This is a genomic window from Eubacterium sp. AF19-12LB, from assembly GCF_003479125.1.
Lineage (GTDB): Bacteria > Bacillota > Clostridia > Lachnospirales > Lachnospiraceae > Eubacterium_U > Eubacterium_U album.
This window is the reverse complement of the sequence record NZ_QUGP01000016.1, coordinates 13,582-31,515: the sequence shown is the minus strand read 5'-3', so window position 1 is coordinate 31,515 and position 17,934 is coordinate 13,582. Positions and strand designations below refer to the sequence as shown.

Here is a 17,934-nt window from a genome sequence, read left to right as displayed (position 1 = left end):
GCTTCATCACTCTTAGCTGCCTTATTTTCCTTAACAGGGCTGTCTAAGCTCTTCATTGTTGGGAATTTTTTTGATTGCTAAGCTAACTCTTGTATATCCTTGCAAACCCTTGGAAAATAGGCTTTCCCGGATTCTATATACTTGGTCACTCTTGGACGTTTTTTTGACTTTTGTGCGTCTAAAAGATGTCATTCGCCTTAAAATACGTCTTTTTATTTTAAGACATGTACTGCCGTGTCAAACACTTCAATACTAGATGAGTATAGCATATTTATCCCAGTATGAATAGGTATATTTTCAATCTTCAAAGAGTTCAATCGCAGGACTCTTTTCTAAAAAATATCCATATTTTTTGATAATTTCTCAATTACTGATTTGGTAACATCTGGGTTTGCTTCTGCATATATGTTCATGGTAGTCGATACATCAGCATGTCCCATTACCTCTTGAATTACTTTGATGTTGGTTTCATTCTCGCAAAATCTTGATGCAAACGTGTGTCTGAAGATATGGCAGGAGAATCTTGGAATCATAACAGGTTCTCTCTTCTCCTTTTTAGCAGCCACCTCTTCTTCTGAATTATGTGTATCCACAATTCTCTTGATTGCCCGGTTTACTGCTGCTGGGTTATGTGGCATCCCAAATCGGTTTGTAAATACAAAATTGGTCATTCCATCCACATTCTCAACGCAAAAGCCTTCCTGCTTCTGTCTCTCATATTCTTCCTGAAGCACATCATATACCTGCTGCATCATAGGTATTCTACGATTACCAGCTTCTGTCTTTGGCAAAGATACTCTAAACTCACATTTATATGAATCATCCGCTCTCTGGTAATAGGTCAAGCTATGATTGATATCAATGATTCGATTTTCCAAATCAATATCATCCCAGCGTATCCCAATTGCTTCTCCTATTCTGCATCCAGTTCCTAACAAAAATACAAAGAATGGATACCAGTGATAAAAGAACGGATTCTTTGCTACATACTCCATGAATTTTCTCTGCTGATCCACAGTCAACGCTCGCCTTGTTTTTCTGGCACCACCATTACGCTTTTTTACTTCACAGTATGCTCCGTCTACCGGATTCTTCCTTATGATATCATCTCTGACAGCAAGTTGAAATGTAGGTCTTAGTACTGTGTTAATTGTCTCAAGCGTATTAATCTGTAATCCCTGATTATTAATCAAGTCTGTATAAAAGAATAACACGTCTGAGTATTTCACATCTCTTACTTTCTTCTTGCCAAATGTATCACGAATAAAATGATTCCATGTATACAAATAATTACTGTAAGTAGTGCTACGCAATTCTGTTTTAGTTGATATGTACCTGTCAAACAAAAAGTTTACATCAGCTTTTCCTGCGACATAGATATCAAGTCCATCCAACTGGTCTTTTTGTAACTGTTCTTCTCTTTCTCGAAGCCTCACCAAAGACTTTGCATAAATGGTTCTTTTCTTGCCTAATGGATCAATATATACATATGAGTATCTTCCGTCGCCTTTTCTGTAACCCTCACCCTTTCTTAATACTCTGCCTTTACCATCTTTTCTACAAGCCATTATTCTCTCCTTTCCGGAGAAAAGAGCCTGTTCTACTGATTAGCCTGCTGCTTCATTTGTAATTCAACACCCATTCTAATCAATTGCGAAATGGATAGATTATGAGTCTCAGCATACTCAACCATTATCTGGTATTCCTCTTCTTTGAATTTAACAGTTACCTTATGATCAAAAGGTTTATCTGCTTTTGGTCTTCCAGTTCTAGCCATCTGTATGCCTCCTTCATATCTTAGTCATATTATACTTTTGGTCTGACCGAAAGTCAATACATTTTTTCTCTCTTGGCTCATTTTTCTCCATACTTGTTTGTATTTCTTCTATATCAATGCGTCATTTCTCATAATTACTTATAAAACTCGTCATCTACAATATGGAAAGTCTCCAGATATTCATCAATAATATCCAGATTAACCAACACCAGCTGATTCACTTTATAACATGCCTTTGCATCCTTCGCTAACTGCATAAACTTTGACACACTCATTGAATACATCTCTGCTCCTTCTGAATATCTGACAAATCTTTTATTATTAGTCTTTTTAGTTCTGCTGTCCATTTGCTAACTCCTCCATTACCATTTTGCGAGCTACAGGTAACAGATCAAACTGTCGTATCAATGCTCTGTCTATTTCTTCTCTCACGCCGGAATCCTCAATGATAGTTCCACTTTTTGCTCTAATGCAGCCTTTTGAAATTGTCTGTGCATCTTCAGGCATAAAATCAGATATCTTACTTAATCCAAATCCACTCACATCCTTCGGATTTAAAATCACATGTACCGGAATATCCTTTAACTTACTGCTCAAAGGGACTACTGACACCTGTGGTGCACCATCATGATTACTGGCATCACATGAAATAATTATTCCTGGTCTGATTCCTCCCTGGATGCCATGTGGATTTTTTCCAAAATCTGCATACACGACATCAAATTTATTATACTTACCATATCTTCTTTTTTCTGTTCGTCTGCTCATATCTATGCTCCCTTCTTGATGTGCATATCCAATCTGCCCTCATCTACAGTCACCACAATGCCGCCTGCTTCAATAACCAGTCCTACCTTAAAATAAGCATCCGCAACACTGCTGGATATAGCTGCCATATTCGCAACAACTACTCCACTGATTTGCTTTTTGCGGATCATATTCACAATCTGATTCCACTGGCGATCAACATCTCTCTGCGAAAAGCCATTGCGTCTTATCTTTCCCACGATTGAATATTCTTTTCTCTTTACAAATTCATGTATATATTTGCTCTGCTTGTCTTCAAGCATATTTACTTTTTCCAATGGAGCCTGCACTGAAAGATATTCTATGCAATCCATCTTTTTAATCTTTCTTCTCATTCTCTGCCTCCTATGCTGACTTCAAAGCCTGCTCTATCATAAAATCAAATGTCTTTTCCAAATAATCCTGCTTATCTGCAGGTAACCGCTTTAGCCTCGAATCTAATGAATCCGGTGTACAGTCTATTGCAAGTAAGCTATTTGCGTCTGTTTCATAAACTTCCATAAGCATATACAAATTTTTCATGCTCAAGTTTCTTCCTCCTTGCTCCACCTGTCCAAGCGTCGAAACACTTATTCCGGTTTTAGCGGCAACCTCTTCAATGAGAAGTCCTTTGTCCTTACGGATATCACGAATCACCGGACCAATTTTATATCCTTCATATTTCATCGTCGTACCCTCCATTGTCCCGTGCCATTTCTCTAAGCATCTCTACCGCCGCATCTTCTGTCTCATACTGACCAAGCCACTTCCCACTCGAATCATGTACTACTGTACCAAATGCAGTCTGTGTAAATCTGCAATCCTTCACAGCCGGGACTTGTTTGTCCCGACCCGAAAGATTTCCTGCTGCTTCTCTACTAGAGAACTCCTTTAGCATCCGAAGTCCTCTGCATGAGATACAGTAATTGGCACCGGACCGACTTCAAGAGAATAGAGCCATATGCCCATATCAGTAATGGTATTCACAAATTCTTCCAGATCATAAATGTCATCTGTGATCTCATTCAGGCTTCTGACTACTACAACCTCAAAGTCTTCCTCTTTAAGTGTTGAAAAGAAAGCATTCAGACCTTCTCTGTCATAGTCCCTTGTCATTGAACGATCACAATACGCATCATTGATTATTACTCCATTAGGCATTGCCTGATCACGCATACTTTCAACCATTTGAACTACATTAAGTTCTGCTCTGCGTGACTTTACAAATGCAATACCCTTTGCAAGCTCCTGATTATCTGTACCTTCGTTTCCTACTACGTTAAAATCTCTTTTATTCATTTTGTTGTCTCCTTTACGATTTCGTATTGGAGAGTTTTGGCGCCTCCACTCTCGTGGTGTGCTGTATCTCAAGCACATGTTCATTCTAGTCTCTTACTGCTTTATTGCCGACCGTGTACAGGCGACAATTATGTCGTGTAAACACGACAATCACTTTCCAACTGACACGCTTTTCATCGCTTTCATCATTGCAAGGCACTGTCTTATCTGCAATTCATCCATATCTGAAAGAACATCCATTGCCTCAGATAACAGTTCTGAATTTTCTTCATTCTTTCCATACATTATGAAATCAACAGATACACCAAGTACGATTGCCAGATTATCTAATGTCTGTGTCTTAAAATCTCCACCATTTTCAATCGCAGATATTGCCTGTCTGCCTATACCTACTCTATGAGCTAACTCATCCTGTGATAATCCTATCGCCTTTCTACTGTCAGCAATTCGTAATCCTCTCTCATAATCCTTTTCTCTTGTCTGTGCTTTACTGCTCATAAATCCTCCTTGCCGCCCTTGGAAACGAACAAGTCGGATTACCTTTACAGCACTAAAAAAGACGCACGAGGAAACCAGTATCATAAATACTGTTCGTTTCCCCTGCGTCTCTGGTGCTTCCATCTTTTGATGTGCCCTTATCAGGTGGGCTATAATTTAATTTTCAATCGTTATATTCTGAAAGTTCCATTCTCAGAATGTTCCTTCATCATTCCCTCGGAATACTTCTTGAGTATCATCACTCGCTTGCATCTGTCACACTTAATTCCAATATTCTGAAGTGCCACAGCGGAATCATCACCGCATACAAAATATTCCATCATTAACTTGTTGCATTTTTTACATCTAATTTCTATAACATTTTCTTTGTTCAATTCAGTTCGCTCCTTATTCATACAAAATCATCAATCTACAATTCTGTACTCGTAAAGGAAAGGGAAATCACCTTTGCAAGCCTTTTGCCGAGAGTTCCGATGAATGTCTGCACATTCCCCGGCTTTGCTGATCTAAAGCCAACTGATATGAATTGTGCTGTAAGCACACAATCACATCAGGCTCCGGCTCTTTCCATAAACCACATATTGTTATCTTCATAGAAAAGGAATATTTCCTTTCCATCTACCACGCAGGTATAACGCTCTCCAACGCCACCAGCCCTTGTACTGGCTGCTCTACGCTTGTCTTTTACTCGTGTAATCTCATACTTTCTGCCATCTTCCCATGTTATCTCTTTGGGAATGAGCAGTCCGTCCTTTGAAAACTCTGCAAGTACATCAACATATACCTTATTGCTCAATGTAATCACCTTCCTTACAAGATTGCTATTGCTCTGGAAGCATCCATCTTCCTTGCTATATAGCCTTTTTCTTCTAATATTTTCAGATGTGCATAAACACTTGAAGTCGATGCCACCCCTACCATCTTGCATATCTCCCTGATAGTAGGAGCATAGCCATTCACACGCTGATATTGCATAATGCTTTCATACACATTCTGCTGCTTCTCCGTCAATGGTGCTCTGTCTACCAGATTAATTCTTGCTGCTTCGCTCATGTTCCGCCTCCCTCTTCTTTACTCTATTGGCACTTCTCGTTGCTAACCTGAAAAGTACCCATGTGGATGTACTGTGTGTTCTTCTTTTGCATTGACTGCCGACAGAATCCTGTCCCGGTACATGAGTCCCCTCTGGATACTGTAAAATCCAAATCTTCTGCGAATCTCATCCACAGCATTATCCATCTTCATCTGCTTTTCCCGTTTCTCCACACTTGAGAACAAATCTATCTGCTCCCAATAATTATCTGTTACCAGATCTGCACCTCTGACACCAACACTACGGATTGGCTTGCTCCAGTTATAGTTTTCCTTAAATATCTGATAAGCATATGCAGCTATCTCTCCGGTGATGTTTGTTGCATGGTCAATCTTTTTCTGACGGGTAAAAGAGAATAACTCATTATCCCTGACACTTATCTCAACCACTCTGCACCGGAATCCATTCTCACGAAGTCTTGCTGCAACACTCTCAGCCAGAATATAAAGAACAATCTTTACATCCTCATCGCATACTAAATCCTTTGGTGTCGTTGTGCTGTTTCCCACCGATTTGATTGGAGCGTGGGTATTCTCCAGCTTGACAGGTGAATCATCATAGCCATTAGCAAACGACCATAAGATACTGCCCATCTTTCCAAGGTGACTATTAAGCACATCTTCATCTGCCCTTGCAAGATCACCTATGGTTTTGATACCAAATAATGCAAGCTTTCTGTTCGTACTTTTGCCAACGTATAGAAGATCTGCCACCGGAAGTGACCATGCCTTCTGCTTAAACTCACTCTTATACATAGTTGTGATTGCATCCGGCTTCTTGTAGTCAGAACCCAGCTTTGCAAATATCTTATTGAAAGAAACACCAACACTTACTGTGATGCCAAGCTCTGACTTCATTCTCCTGCTGATTTCCTGTGCGATAAGCAATCCATCTCCTTTAAGGGAACTGCTCCCTGTCACATCAAGCCAGCACTCATCAATCCCATATGGCTCCTGCCTGTCCGTATATTCTGCATATATCTCATGTGCCATTCTTGAGAACCGAAGATATAAGTCCATTCTTGGTGAAACAAATGTTATGTCAGGGCAGACCTGCTTTGCCTGCCAGAGTGCCATTCCTGTTTTCACACCGTACTTCTTAGCAATATAGTCGGCTGTTAAGACAATCCCATGTCTTGCCTCCGGGTCACCGCCTACTGCCAGTGGCTTTCCTGCAAGCTCCGGATGATGCAGATGCTCAATCGAGGCATAACAACAGTTGATATCTGAATGAAGTATTACCCTGTCTCCCATCTTCATCACCTCCTGCATTTAATCTGTCACTACCATAACCTTTAGTCCAAGTATATGAGTAATGTTTCTTACAGGGCATAGTATAACCCCAAGAATAATCGACTGTCAACGGACACATGTGTCCTTTTTCCCATTATATTGGATTTTTAACTTGAATAATTGGCACTATTGCTATATACTATGGAGTGAAAAGAGACATTTGAAATCAACAAAATGAAAGAAAAGAGGCGTATGCATGTACTCAATCGGAGAAATCATTTCATCATATAGAAAAAAGAAAGGCTTGCTCCAGCAGGATCTCGCTGATGAATTAGCTAAGGAAGGTGTTACCATTTCCTACAAAGCTATATCTAACTGGGAAAGAAATCTTGCTGAACCAAGCGTTACCATATTTTACAAGGTGTGTAGAATCCTTGGTATTACTAATATGTATGAAGCATATTTTGGAGTAAATCCTGCTGATCCTTTTTCATCACTTACTGATGAAGGCAGGGAAAAAGCTATGGATTATATTAATCTGCTCCACGCATCCGGAATGTATGAAAAGCAGACTGCTAAGATAATTCCATTCCGAAGCATTGATATTTTTGAAAATGCTGTATCAGCTGGAACCGGTAACTTCCTTGTAGACGGACCGAAAGAGACTGTATGTATAGATGAATCTATCTTACCGGAAGATACTACTTTCGGTGTCCGTATTAGTGGTGACAGTATGGAACCTGAATTCCACGATGGTCAGATTGCATGGGTATTACAGCAGGAATCTGTTGCTAATGGAGAAATCGGCATCTTCGCTCTTAACGGAGAAGCCTATATTAAGAAATTACAAAACGATAAAGAAGGAATTTTCCTTATCTCACTCAATGAAAAGTATGCACCTATCAAGGTTAGTGAAAATGACCGCTTAGACATATTTGGAAAAGTTCTTGGAAAATCTGATGCTTGTGCTATTACAGGACATTGCCGATAAAATTGCAAGTCATTTTTATCGGACACATTATTTTGCATAATTGACAATAAGAAAATATCTATAGAACTGAAAGAAGGGATTTTTATGGCGGTTACCAATAATATAAGAGAAATACGTGAACAGCGAGGCATTTACCAGGATGACCTTGCCGCTGCTATTGGATACAGCACCAAAACTGTCGGCAGGATAGAGCGTGGGGACAGCACCCCATCTGCCGAATTTATGCTGCGGATATCAAAGTACTTTAATATGCTGGTGGAAGATGTATTCCATGTGGAAGATTGAGTCGGAGCAGCAATCCGGTTCACCTTCTATTTTGGACAGCTTTTCATGTCCTTATCAACAACTATAGTTTTTTTGATAAATGCTTGACTGTAAACCTTGTTTATAGCTTATTATTAAGTAAAATAGAGTTGCTCGAAAGGAGGGCATAATATGACTATAAAAGACGTAGAAGAGCGAACAGGTTTATCCCGTTCTAATATCCGTTTTTATGAAAAGGAAAAACTTATTGAGCCTTCGAGAAATGAAAGTAATGGTTATAGAGATTATTCTAAAAATGATGTGGAAAATATAAAGAAGATTGCATATCTACGTACATTGGGAATTTCTATTGAAGATATACGAAATATTATATCCGAAAAAGTAACATTGCAGGAAATGCTTGAGAAGCAAAAGGAAGTATTAAAAAATCAGATTACTGATTTGAATAAGGCGAAACTCATGTGCGAAAAAATGCTGGATGAAGGAAGTATTAGTTATGAAAAATTACAGGTAGAACAGTATGTAACAGATTTTCATGACTATTGGAAAGATAATCGAACTGTTTTCAAACTGGATTCAGTCAGCTTTTTGTATATATGGGGAAGTATGCTTACCTGGACTATGATTACCGCACTATGCTTGATTATTGGGGCTTTGTCTTATTCTAAGTTGCCGACAGAAATTCCAGTACAATGGAGTAAAGGAGTGGCAACATCCCTAGTTAATAAAAACTGGATTTTTATTTGTCCTGTTATATGTATCATAATCCGTTATTTATTAAAACCTTTTATCTATGCGAAATTGCAGATGAACAATTATTATGGAGAAATTATAACAGAGTATTTGACAAATTATATGTGTTTTATGGGTTATAGGACAAAACGTGTTGATGGGTTAATCCCATTCAACAAACGTTCTGTCATAATTATGTAAATCACTCCATACAATGGCATCGCCCCAACTAGAAAGACTTTTTTCAAGTTTATTCTTTTCATTCATTTTTTGATATATTGCCGCAATGCTTTTATCGGTTGGCATAACATTTATTATTTCAGACAATGAAAGCGGTTCAGGCGAGTGCATATAGCACCACCAGTAAACCGCTTTTATTCTTCTTTCAACAGATAATCCTCTATGATTTCTAAGCATTTCCCTAAGTCTGGAATTGACACTGCCTTCAATTCTGTTATTGGTAGAAGGTGTGTTAAATTTGTCCCTTAATTCTTTGTCCAGATAAGTAAACAGCGTGTTTTCCCTGATAAGTTTAATTAATGACTTTTCTGCTTTCAGTATCCGTTCATGTGTAGGACGCCTGTTTCCATTTTCATCAACTGTCATTTCATTCAGGAAATCCTCATACTTATTTATCCATTCAATAAATCTTTTTATCCATAAATCCGCTTCTTCTTTTGTGTTTATTTTCAAGAGTTCTTTTGCCATGTTATATAGCTCTTTACCTGCCATTGAATTAGGTCTTGATGTCGTGTAACGCCTTACCTGGCAGAATACATGGAAAACGCATCTTTGGTGTTTTGCACCCGGCCATACTTTTTTGAGTGCCTTTGCAAACCCTGTTCCACCGTCAGATACAACCATTCTAGGTTCCGCTATACGTTTCATTAAAGCCGTCCATGCAGCGGCATATTCATATCTGCATAAATACCAGCCAAGGACATATTTATCATCACAACAGATTAAAATGCACGCTTTTCTTCCCAGATAAATACCATCAAGATACAAGACATCCCTGCTGTCCTCGACTTTAGGCGGCATAGGCCATATATTCCAATATTTAGCGGTTTTGCGTCTGAATGTTCTTCCATCTCCGGGCATTGATGACTGGGATTCCTTTCCAAACAACCAATCCAAGAAGATTTGCAGTTCTTTGGCAGAGTTGTCTATTTTGTGTGTAACTGATGAATTGCATTTCCTGCAAAGCCAACGTTGTGACCCTGCTTTTGTCTTTCCAGCTTTAATACATTTATTTCCACATACAGGACAATTTACTTGATTCATTTAATCTTCCTCCGTTGTTGCTGTTTCAAGGAAGATTAAACCTTGTTTTTCCCTTTATTTGCAAGGGATGCAGGTGTTTTTATCAACACGTTTTGTCCACCCTCAAAGTTGTTTCAAAAAAGATTGAACCGCCCCCAGCCCTTGAAATTCAAGGGCTGAAGGCGGTTTCTATCAACACATTTTGTCCTATAGGTCTATATGAATAAAAAAGCCCCGCCGCAGCGGGGTTTTTTTATAGGAATTTATCAAGTTCAGTCTCGACACGCTTATTTATTTTAACTTTAGGATTTTCCATAATCGTTCCTCTTGCGACAACCATTTTTACATGTCGTAATGCTCTGAGGTCATCGAGTGGGTTTTCCTCGGTTACAATCATATCTGCACATTTATCTTTTTCGAGCGTACCGGTAATATCACCGATTCCCGCCATTTCGGCAGCTCTTGCGGTTGCCGTATACAGTGCAAACGCATTGGAAACGCCCGTATATTTGTGGAAATAATACAATTCTCTCCAGAAATCATACTGTGTAATCCACGGACATCCGACATCATTGCCAAGAACGACAGGTATATCATTTTCAAGTGCCGCTTTCGCACATGCAATTATTCCCTCAAACACAACATTTCCGTTAAACTGTTCAACTTCAGTTGCGTTGGTAATCGAACGATCAAACAATGCATACGGAAGTGCAGGCGAAATTGTTGTGCAAAGAAATGCTTTTCTTTCCTTGAATAACTTAATTGTATCATCATCAATTTTTGCACCGTGTTCAATTGAGTCAACACCATTTTCAAGAGCAACACGCACCCCCTGCGGAGATTCGACATGTGCAGCAACTAAATAGCCATTTTCATGTGCCTTGTCACAGACTACCTTTACCATTTCCGGAGACATTTTCAGTTCACCCGGAACACCTTTTTCTTTTGCGTCCATTACGCCGCCAGTAATCATAAGCTTTATCAAATCAACCTTTTCTTTTTCCGATTGCTCCAGATGTTTTAAGGCTGTATCTATACTGTCCGCCGCAACAGCAACAGAGCCAGCCATATGTCCGCCAGGCACGGAAATCCCTTCATTAGCGGCAAGTATTCTAGGTCCCATCTTTGTTCCTGCATTAATCTCATCTCTTAATTTTGTATCAAAACTTCCAAGTCCGCCAACCGTTCTTATTGTTGTCACACCGCTCATAAGCTCTGTTTTTGCAAATCCGGCAACCATACCGTATGCAATTGAACGCATAAGTGCATTTCCCATAAGTATTTTTACAAGTTTCTCATTATCACGCTGTTTTTTCTGCGGCTTGCCATTACCTGCAAGGTGAACATGCATATTTATAAGACCGGGCATAATATATCTGCGTTTTAAATCAACTTTTTCATATCCATTCAAATCCGTGCCTGCCTTGACAATATCCTCAATTTTATCATTGTCCGTAAGTATGACGAAGCCCTCTTTTACCTGCATATCTTTGGTTCCGTCAAGTATTTTTCCGTTAATATAAGCATATTTCATATTTTTATACCCCGTGTTTTTGAAATGTTTATTTAATACCAATTAATCAAAATCTTACGCACTGATTGACTTTCCTGTGTAAAGCTGATAGTATCTGCCTTTTTCTTCCATAAGCTGGTCATGTGTACCACGCTCAATAATTCTTCCCTGTTCCATAACCATAATACAGTCTGCATTCCGTACCGTAGAAAGACGATGAGCGATAACAAATGAAGTTCTTCCTGTCATAAGTGCATCCATACCACGCTGTACAAGTTTTTCTGTACGTGTATCAATAGAAGAAGTCGCCTCATCAAGAATAAGAACAGGAGGATCTGCAACTGCCGCCCTCGCTATTGCAAGAAGCTGACGCTGTCCCTGACTAAGGTTCGCACCACCGCCGGTAAGCACTGTGTTATAACCATCAGGAAGTCTTTTTATAAATCCATCAGCATTAGCAAGCTTTGCGGCAGCTATACATTCTTCATCAGCTGCATTGAGTCTTCCATATCTGATATTGTCCATAATCGTGCCTGTAAAAAGGTTGGTATCCTGTAAAACAATGCCCAGGCTTCGGCGTAAATCGTCTTTTTTAATATGATTAATATTAATTCCATCATAACGGATTTTACCATCCTGTATATCATAAAACCTGTTAATAAGGTTGGTAATTGTTGTCTTTCCGGCACCGGTAGAACCTACAAACGCAAGCTTCTGACCAGGTTTTGCGAACATTTTTATATCGTGAAGCACGATTTTGTCAGGATTATATCCAAAATCAACTCCATCAAATGTAACATCACCCTGAAGTCTTGTATACATTTCATCTTTGTTTGCAGCATTTGGTTTTTTCCATGCCCACATCTCTGTCAGTTCTTCAGTTTCATGGATTTCACCATTTGAATCATAACATATATTTACAAGTTCAACATCACCTTCATCTGTCTCTGGTACTTCATCACAAAGGTCAAATACCCTGCCGGCACCTGCCATAGCCATTACAATACTGCTTACCTGCTGGCTTATCTGTGTTACAGGCTGTGTGAAACTCTTGTTTAATGAAAGAAATGCTACAAGTGTACCAATTGTAAGTCCTGAAAAGCCGCTTAATGCAAGCACACCACCTACAAGTGCACACAAAACATAACTTATATTTCCTATATTTTCATTGATAGGCATTGTAATATTTGCAATTTTATTAGCATTGTTGGCACTTTCTCTTAACTTGTTATTAATCTGCTTAAACTGTTCAAGACTTTCCTGCTCATGACAGAATACCTTAACAACCTTCTGCCCTTCCATCATTTCCTCAATATAAGCATTTACTTTACCGATATCTTTCTGCTGTTCAATGAAATATCTGCCAGATGCAGCGGAAAGCTTTGATGTCACAAAAAGCATAATTGCAACCATAATAACAGATACAATTGTAAGTGGTATATCAAGAACTATCATACTTACAAATGTTGATACAAGTGTTATAAGTGAATTAAGAACCTGTGGAATACTCTGGCTTATAAGCTGTCTTAATGTATCAATATCATTTGTATATACCGACATTATATCTCCATGTGCATGTGTATCAAAATATCTGATTGGAAGTGATTCCATGTTAGTAAACATCTCTGTACGGAGCTTTTTCATAGTACCCTGACCAACATTTACCATAATTCTGTTATATCCGTAGGAACATAAAACACCCACTGCAAATATTGCTACAAGTTTTAAAAGAGCCTGTGCAAGCGGTGAATAATCAGGAACTGCCATCTGGGTAAGAGGCACAATGTAATTATCAATAAGTTTCTGTATAAATAAAGTTCCACATAATGTCGTAAGTGCCGAAACCAATATGCAAACGACCACCATGAAACATGCCAATTTATAATTTTTTACTATATAAGAAAGAAGTCTTTTTAATAATAAAAGCGGATTCTTCTCTTTGTTCTCATTTTTATTTTTCATGTCTTCCTCCTATTCTCACTATTCTGCCGATTCGTCGAAATCGCCGCCGCCCTGCATCTGAACTTCACAGATTTCGCGGTAAACTTTGTTATTTTCCATAAGATTCTCATGTGTATCAAAGCCACTGACTTTTCCATCTTCAAGAACAATAATTCTGTCGGCATCCTGAATACTTGAAATTCTCTGCGAAACTATAAGCTTTGTTGTTCCCGGAATTTTCTGGGCAAATGCCTGTTTGATTTTTGCGTCTGTTGCAGTATCTACAGCACTTGTCGAATCATCAAGAATAAGAACCTTTGGTTTTTTAAGCAATGCTCTCGCAATACAGAGTCTCTGTCTCTGACCACCTGAAACATTAGTACCGCCCTGTTCTATCCATGTATCATACTTCTTAGGCATTCTCTCGATAAATTCATCAGCACATGCCTGTTTACATGCCTCAACACAATCTTCATATGAAGCATTGTCATCACCCCATCTGAGATTGTCAAGTATTGTTCCTGAAAACAGGACATTTTTCTGTAATACTACAGCCACCTGATTACGGAGTGCATCCATATCATAAGTTCTTACATCTTTTCCGCCAACACATACAGAACCTTCAGTAACATCATAAAGACGGCTTATAAGGCTCACAAAACTTGATTTTCCGCATCCTGTACCACCAATAATACCAATTGTCTCACCTGCATTAATATGAATATCAATATCATGTAAAGTATCCTCTGTACTGTTTTTTCTGTATGAAAAATTAACATGATTAAAATCGATTCTTCCGTCTTCCACTTCTTCATAAGGTTTTTCCGGATTGGCAAGGTCCGCTTTTTCATTAAGAACTTCTGAAATACGCCTTGCACTTGCCGCACTCATTGAAACCATTACAAATATCATTGAAAGTATCATAAGTGCCATAAGCATGCTCATTACGTAACTGAACATTGATGTAAGATTACCAGTTGTAATTGAACCCGACACAATAAAATGTGAAGCAAACCATGACAATGCAACAATACATCCATATACAACAAGCATCATAGTCGGATTGTTAAATGCAAGAAATGACTCGGCTTTAACAAATGTTTTATAAAGATTATCTGCCGCTTTATTAAACTTTTTATTTTCATGCTCCTCACGTACAAATGCCTTAACAACACGGATTCCTGAAATATTCTCCTGAACGCTCGCATTGAGTTCATCATATTTTTCAAAACCTGATGTAAAAACCGGTGTTACTTTATATATAATAAAGAAAAGTACAAATCCTAAAAATATAAGTGCAACAAGAAATATAATACTTAATCTCGGACTTATTATTACACACATTGTAATACTGCAAATCATCATGAGAGGTGCTCTCACAACACTCCTTATTATCATCTGATAAGCATTCTGTACATTAGTTACATCAGTTGTCATACGTGTTACAAGACCTGCTGTACTGAATTTATCAATATTAGAAAATGAAAATGTCTGTATATTTTCATACATTTTCTCTCTCAGATTACACGCAAATCCTGTTGATGCTGCCGCCCCATACTTTCCTGCCTGTATACCACAAAAAAGGCTCAAAAATGCTATAATAAGCATTATTCCACCATAAATACCAACCTTTCTCATATCTCCGGCCTGTATTCCTTTATCAATTATTGAGGCTGTTATAAATGGAATAAGAATTTCCAAAAAAACTTCAACTGCAGTAAATATTGGCGTTATAATTGATTCTTTTTTATATTTGCCAATACATTTTGCTAATGTTTTTATCATATTTTTATCATTCTCCCTTCGATTAAATTCACCTTATAAGTCTACAGTCAGCATGACTTGATACTGTCATATACTTTCTGCAAAAGATTTCTAAGCTGTCCTTTTTCATCATCATTAAGTGCCTTTAAAAGTTCCCTCTCATTTTCATCCATTGAAGCTCTTGCCGTCTTGCATATCTCCTCACCTTTTGCCGTGAGCTTTACATGTTTGATTCTTTTATCATTTGAATCATAAAACCCCTCTATCATCCCATTTTTTTCCAGACGTGCAGCAATTCCTGCCATCGTTGCCTGTTTAACTTCAAAATGCTTTTCAAGTTCTTTTAGCGTTATCGTCTCATCGGCTGCCTCGCTGATAGTTGCGAGGACCTTAATCTGCGAAAGGGTGACATCATTGCACATCAACGTATTATTAGCCTTTCTTCCAAGTGCATCGTTAAGTCTCTTTATAAGTTCACCGCAATGCAATGTTTCTCCAAACATATGCTCATTCCTTTTCATAAAATTTGATAAATAGTTTCTTCTAGATGCTCTAATATATTACAAAAATAATCGGCTCTGCGTCTTAAGCGTCTGGCTCTTTGATGACAGTTATCTTCAAGTTGTCAACTTTAATCAATCTTTCTTGTCTGCATTTTGGACAATAAAGGGGATAATTCTCCAAAACAGTGTCCTTCCTAATTTTATTACGGGTTTTGCTCCCACAAACAGGACACAATATCCATTCGCATTTCATCATAATTAGTCTCTAATCCTTTCAAATCTCATTTTATATGACTTTTGCAAGCTGTTAAGCTAACTTGTGGAACATATGCCGAACCTTATCTATACGGCTATTCGGGCGGCGGGGTTGGCAAATAAATTTACCAATAGCTGGCTGGTATCCTTTTAACTCTGTCAAGCAGACTCCCTGCCCATTTGTGAAATAAGTTAAATCGTTCCTGTATTCTTGAATACATCTAGCAGGGATTTCTCCTTTCAGAATGACCTCGTCATTCTTTATCTGAGTACTTACAATATCTGCACAATACCTTGGAGCATCATGATACGCCCGTGAGAGATATTCCTGCGGTGCATAAATTTCAAAGTGGAGATATGGCTCTAATAGTTCTGTCCCTGCTTTTTTTAAAGCCTGCTCCAATACGATAGGGGAAAGCAGCCGAAAGTCTGCGGGGGTACTTACAGGACTATAATACAATCCATATTCAAAACAGATTTTACAGTCTGTCACTTTCCATCCATACAGCCCCTGCTCGCAGCCATAAAGAACCCCCTCCATAACCGCATTTTGGAACGATTGATTTAAATATCCAAGTGAAACTCTGCTTTCATACTGCACTCCGCTTCCAATAGGGAGCGGCTCTATGGACAACCCGACAGAAGCCCAGAAAGGATTTGGCGGGACTTCTATGTGGATGGTATATTCTGCTTTTCTAAGCGGTCTTTCCATATATATAACAGTAGGCTCTTTTATTTCTGCCTCCACATGATATTTTTCCTCAAGGATGGCACAAATGACTTCCATCTGCACATTCCCCAAAAAAGAAAGTATAATCTCATGCGTTGTAGTATCCACATAATATTTTAAAAGAGGGTCGCCATCTGAAATTTCTGTAAGTGCCCCAAGCAATATTTCCCGCTGTTCAGGTTTCTTTACTGCAATCGTTGTTTGGAGCATAGGGAGAGGATTTTCAATAAATTTTCTCTGCGGCAACAGCATTTCGTTCCCCAAAATACTGTTTAGCTGCAAAACATCATTTGGTAAAATTACAATATCACCAGAGCAGGCTGTATCGGATGGATATAATTCACCGTTTGTCGGAACACACATCTCTGTGATTTTTATTTTCTCTTTTTCAGATATTCTAATAACATCCCTCAAATGCAATGTTCCGCTATATATACGCACATAAACAAAACGCCGCCTTTTCTCTGAATATTCAATCTTAAAAACCTGCCCGCATAATTCAGATTGACCTTCAGGCGTTGATGAATAAAATTTACTGGCAATCACTTCTATAAGCTGCCGAATCCCCAGATTGTTTTTAGCGCTTCCGTGATAAACGGGAAATAACGTTCCGTTTTGGAATCTCCTGTTTTCTTCCTGTTCCAGTTCTGACATTTTAAACGGTTTCCCTGACATATATTTCTCTAATAGTTCATCGTTTCCCATAATTACCGCATCCCACTGTTCCATATCGTCATTGTCCGTTACATTTATATGGGGATGCTGCCCAACCTTTTGCTTCACTATAATTTCCGAAGAAAGCTTTGCTTTCATTTCCCGATATACCATTGGCAAATCAATCCCCTCTTGGTCAATTTTATTGATGAAAAAGATTGTCGGAATCTTCATTGTCTGTAGTGCATGAAACAGTATACGGGTCTGTGCCTGTATGCCATCCTTTGCAGAAACTAATAATACTGCTCCGTCTAAAACGGATAAAGAACGGTATACTTCCGCCAAAAAATCCATATGGCCTGGCGTATCTATAATGTTGACTTTTACATCCTCCCACTGAAAAGATGTCACTGCTGTCTGGATAGTGATTCCCCTTTGACGCTCCAAATTCATTGTATCTGTCCTTGTTGTGCCTTCATCTACGCTCCCTAGTTCTGCAATTGCACCACTGGTATACAATAAACTTTCCGTTAATGTTGTCTTTCCTGCGTCAACGTGAGCCAGAATGCCTAAGTTAATTATTTTCATGTGATTTTCCTCCTATCAACACCCAAAAAAGGGCATAAAAATACCCAGTGA

General features: G+C 38.6%; 23 protein-coding genes. 3 read left to right on the top strand and 20 right to left on the bottom strand.

The annotated features are described in order from the left end of the window. Positions 1-332: 332 nt before the first annotated feature. The 13 genes from DWX29_RS11800 to dinB all read right to left on the bottom strand — a co-directional run bounded on the left by DWX29_RS11800 (position 333) and on the right by dinB (position 6,706). Positions 333-1,568, bottom strand: a complete 1,236-nt coding sequence (locus DWX29_RS11800; RefSeq protein ID WP_117582150.1) for a tyrosine-type recombinase/integrase — start codon at positions 1,566-1,568, stop codon at positions 333-335. 32 nt (positions 1,569-1,600) lie between these two features. After that, positions 1,601-1,777, bottom strand: coding sequence for a hypothetical protein (locus DWX29_RS11795; RefSeq protein WP_004611640.1), 177 nt, complete (start codon positions 1,775-1,777; stop codon positions 1,601-1,603). A gap of 134 nt (positions 1,778-1,911) precedes the next feature. Further along, complete coding sequence (locus tag DWX29_RS11790; protein ID WP_004611639.1) at positions 1,912-2,124, bottom strand: DUF6462 family protein; 213 nt, start codon at positions 2,122-2,124, stop codon at positions 1,912-1,914. Beyond that, positions 2,108-2,545 carry a type II toxin-antitoxin system PemK/MazF family toxin gene (locus DWX29_RS11785; protein ID WP_117582148.1) on the bottom strand — a complete coding sequence of 146 codons (438 nt, stop codon included), beginning with the start codon at positions 2,543-2,545 and terminating at the stop codon, positions 2,108-2,110. Before DWX29_RS11785 ends, DWX29_RS11790 begins: the two co-directional genes overlap by 17 nt. A gap of 2 nt (positions 2,546-2,547) precedes the next feature. Further along, the gene (locus tag DWX29_RS11780; RefSeq protein ID WP_004611637.1) at positions 2,548-2,919 is read right to left on the bottom strand and encodes a recombinase family protein; all 372 of its coding nucleotides are present in this window, start codon (positions 2,917-2,919) and stop codon (positions 2,548-2,550) included. A 10-nt stretch (positions 2,920-2,929) separates the two neighbouring features. Next, on the bottom strand, positions 2,930-3,250 hold the full coding sequence (locus tag DWX29_RS11775; RefSeq protein ID WP_117582146.1) for a helix-turn-helix transcriptional regulator: 321 nt from the start codon (positions 3,248-3,250) through the stop codon (positions 2,930-2,932). Continuing rightward, a complete protein-coding gene (locus DWX29_RS11770) occupies positions 3,240-3,461 on the bottom strand; it encodes a terpene synthase (RefSeq protein WP_117582144.1) in 222 nt (73 codons plus the stop codon). The genes DWX29_RS11775 and DWX29_RS11770 overlap by 11 nt, the downstream gene beginning before the upstream one ends. Beyond that, the gene (locus tag DWX29_RS11765; protein ID WP_117582142.1) at positions 3,455-3,862 is read right to left on the bottom strand and encodes a recombinase family protein; all 408 of its coding nucleotides are present in this window, start codon (positions 3,860-3,862) and stop codon (positions 3,455-3,457) included. The genes DWX29_RS11770 and DWX29_RS11765 overlap by 7 nt, the downstream gene beginning before the upstream one ends. A gap of 150 nt (positions 3,863-4,012) precedes the next feature. Then, positions 4,013-4,360 carry a helix-turn-helix transcriptional regulator gene (locus tag DWX29_RS11760; RefSeq protein WP_117582140.1) on the bottom strand — a complete coding sequence of 116 codons (348 nt, stop codon included), beginning with the start codon at positions 4,358-4,360 and terminating at the stop codon, positions 4,013-4,015. 170 nt (positions 4,361-4,530) lie between these two features. Next, complete coding sequence (locus DWX29_RS11755; RefSeq protein WP_226801081.1) at positions 4,531-4,734, bottom strand: hypothetical protein; 204 nt, start codon at positions 4,732-4,734, stop codon at positions 4,531-4,533. 176 nt (positions 4,735-4,910) lie between these two features. Further along, complete coding sequence (locus tag DWX29_RS11750; protein WP_004611568.1) at positions 4,911-5,165, bottom strand: hypothetical protein; 255 nt, start codon at positions 5,163-5,165, stop codon at positions 4,911-4,913. 5 nt (positions 5,166-5,170) lie between these two features. Further along, entirely contained in the window at positions 5,171-5,413 is a 243-nt protein-coding gene (locus DWX29_RS11745; RefSeq protein ID WP_077326115.1) for a LexA repressor, read from the bottom strand. A gap of 42 nt (positions 5,414-5,455) precedes the next feature. Further along, positions 5,456-6,706: a DNA polymerase IV gene (gene dinB, locus DWX29_RS11740; protein WP_117627418.1), complete on the bottom strand. Its 1,251-nt coding sequence runs from the start codon at positions 6,704-6,706 to the stop codon at positions 5,456-5,458. 235 nt (positions 6,707-6,941) lie between these two features. Here dinB and DWX29_RS11735 point away from each other — a divergent pair, with 235 nt between their 5' ends. The 3 genes from DWX29_RS11735 (at position 6,942) to DWX29_RS11725 (ending at position 8,873) form a co-directional block, all read left to right on the top strand. Then, a complete protein-coding gene (locus DWX29_RS11735) occupies positions 6,942-7,676 on the top strand; it encodes an XRE family transcriptional regulator (protein WP_118565923.1) in 735 nt (244 codons plus the stop codon). 84 nt (positions 7,677-7,760) lie between these two features. Beyond that, complete coding sequence (locus DWX29_RS11730; RefSeq protein ID WP_004611564.1) at positions 7,761-7,961, top strand: helix-turn-helix transcriptional regulator; 201 nt, start codon at positions 7,761-7,763, stop codon at positions 7,959-7,961. A 150-nt stretch (positions 7,962-8,111) separates the two neighbouring features. Further along, entirely contained in the window at positions 8,112-8,873 is a 762-nt protein-coding gene (locus tag DWX29_RS11725; RefSeq protein WP_199412692.1) for a MerR family transcriptional regulator, read from the top strand. Here DWX29_RS11725 and DWX29_RS11720 read toward each other — a convergent pair. From DWX29_RS11720 to tet(O), 7 genes are all read right to left on the bottom strand, one after another. Beyond that, positions 8,835-9,956 (bottom strand): IS1249 family transposase, encoded by a 1,122-nt coding sequence (locus DWX29_RS11720; protein ID WP_117582137.1) that lies wholly within the window; start codon positions 9,954-9,956, stop codon positions 8,835-8,837. The genes DWX29_RS11725 and DWX29_RS11720 overlap by 39 nt on opposite strands. Positions 9,957-10,188: 232 nt before the next feature. Next, positions 10,189-11,469, bottom strand: a complete 1,281-nt coding sequence (locus DWX29_RS11715) for an amidohydrolase family protein (protein ID WP_117529001.1) — start codon at positions 11,467-11,469, stop codon at positions 10,189-10,191. Positions 11,470-11,523: 54 nt separating this feature from the next. Further along, on the bottom strand, positions 11,524-13,410 hold the full coding sequence (locus DWX29_RS11710) for an ABC transporter ATP-binding protein (protein ID WP_117529000.1): 1,887 nt from the start codon (positions 13,408-13,410) through the stop codon (positions 11,524-11,526). Positions 13,411-13,428: 18 nt separating this feature from the next. After that, positions 13,429-15,174, bottom strand: a complete 1,746-nt coding sequence (locus DWX29_RS11705; protein WP_117650382.1) for an ABC transporter ATP-binding protein — start codon at positions 15,172-15,174, stop codon at positions 13,429-13,431. A gap of 47 nt (positions 15,175-15,221) precedes the next feature. After that, positions 15,222-15,674, bottom strand: a complete 453-nt coding sequence (locus DWX29_RS11700) for a MarR family transcriptional regulator (RefSeq protein ID WP_117528999.1) — start codon at positions 15,672-15,674, stop codon at positions 15,222-15,224. 64 nt (positions 15,675-15,738) lie between these two features. Beyond that, positions 15,739-15,912 carry a cysteine-rich KTR domain-containing protein gene (locus DWX29_RS11695; RefSeq protein ID WP_002779755.1) on the bottom strand — a complete coding sequence of 58 codons (174 nt, stop codon included), beginning with the start codon at positions 15,910-15,912 and terminating at the stop codon, positions 15,739-15,741. Between the two features lie 51 nt (positions 15,913-15,963). Continuing rightward, positions 15,964-17,883 carry a tetracycline resistance ribosomal protection protein Tet(O) gene (gene tet(O), locus DWX29_RS11690; RefSeq protein WP_117477955.1) on the bottom strand — a complete coding sequence of 640 codons (1,920 nt, stop codon included), beginning with the start codon at positions 17,881-17,883 and terminating at the stop codon, positions 15,964-15,966. Positions 17,884-17,934: the final 51 nt, after the last annotated feature.

Coding starts and splice junctions, on each gene's coding strand:
- DWX29_RS11800 (WP_117582150.1), bottom strand. CDS start 1,568: ATGGCTTGTAGAAAAGATGGTAAAGGCAGAGTATTAAGAAAGGGTGAG.
- DWX29_RS11795 (WP_004611640.1), bottom strand. CDS start 1,777: ATGGCTAGAACTGGAAGACCAAAAGCAGATAAACCTTTTGATCATAAG.
- DWX29_RS11790 (WP_004611639.1), bottom strand. CDS start 2,124: ATGGACAGCAGAACTAAAAAGACTAATAATAAAAGATTTGTCAGATAT.
- DWX29_RS11785 (WP_117582148.1), bottom strand. CDS start 2,545: ATGAGCAGACGAACAGAAAAAAGAAGATATGGTAAGTATAATAAATTT.
- DWX29_RS11780 (WP_004611637.1), bottom strand. CDS start 2,919: ATGAGAAGAAAGATTAAAAAGATGGATTGCATAGAATATCTTTCAGTG.
- DWX29_RS11775 (WP_117582146.1), bottom strand. CDS start 3,250: ATGAAATATGAAGGATATAAAATTGGTCCGGTGATTCGTGATATCCGT.
- DWX29_RS11770 (WP_117582144.1), bottom strand. CDS start 3,461: ATGCTAAAGGAGTTCTCTAGTAGAGAAGCAGCAGGAAATCTTTCGGGT.
- DWX29_RS11765 (WP_117582142.1), bottom strand. CDS start 3,862: ATGAATAAAAGAGATTTTAACGTAGTAGGAAACGAAGGTACAGATAAT.
- DWX29_RS11760 (WP_117582140.1), bottom strand. CDS start 4,360: ATGAGCAGTAAAGCACAGACAAGAGAAAAGGATTATGAGAGAGGATTA.
- DWX29_RS11745 (WP_077326115.1), bottom strand. CDS start 5,413: ATGAGCGAAGCAGCAAGAATTAATCTGGTAGACAGAGCACCATTGACG.
- dinB (WP_117627418.1), bottom strand. CDS start 6,706: ATGGGAGACAGGGTAATACTTCATTCAGATATCAACTGTTGTTATGCC.
- DWX29_RS11735 (WP_118565923.1), top strand. CDS start 6,942: ATGTACTCAATCGGAGAAATCATTTCATCATATAGAAAAAAGAAAGGC.
- DWX29_RS11730 (WP_004611564.1), top strand. CDS start 7,761: ATGGCGGTTACCAATAATATAAGAGAAATACGTGAACAGCGAGGCATT.
- DWX29_RS11725 (WP_199412692.1), top strand. CDS start 8,112: ATGACTATAAAAGACGTAGAAGAGCGAACAGGTTTATCCCGTTCTAAT.
- DWX29_RS11720 (WP_117582137.1), bottom strand. CDS start 9,956: ATGAATCAAGTAAATTGTCCTGTATGTGGAAATAAATGTATTAAAGCT.
- DWX29_RS11715 (WP_117529001.1), bottom strand. CDS start 11,469: ATGAAATATGCTTATATTAACGGAAAAATACTTGACGGAACCAAAGAT.
- DWX29_RS11710 (WP_117529000.1), bottom strand. CDS start 13,410: ATGAAAAATAAAAATGAGAACAAAGAGAAGAATCCGCTTTTATTATTA.
- DWX29_RS11705 (WP_117650382.1), bottom strand. CDS start 15,174: ATGATAAAAACATTAGCAAAATGTATTGGCAAATATAAAAAAGAATCA.
- DWX29_RS11700 (WP_117528999.1), bottom strand. CDS start 15,674: ATGAAAAGGAATGAGCATATGTTTGGAGAAACATTGCATTGCGGTGAA.
- DWX29_RS11695 (WP_002779755.1), bottom strand. CDS start 15,912: ATGATGAAATGCGAATGGATATTGTGTCCTGTTTGTGGGAGCAAAACC.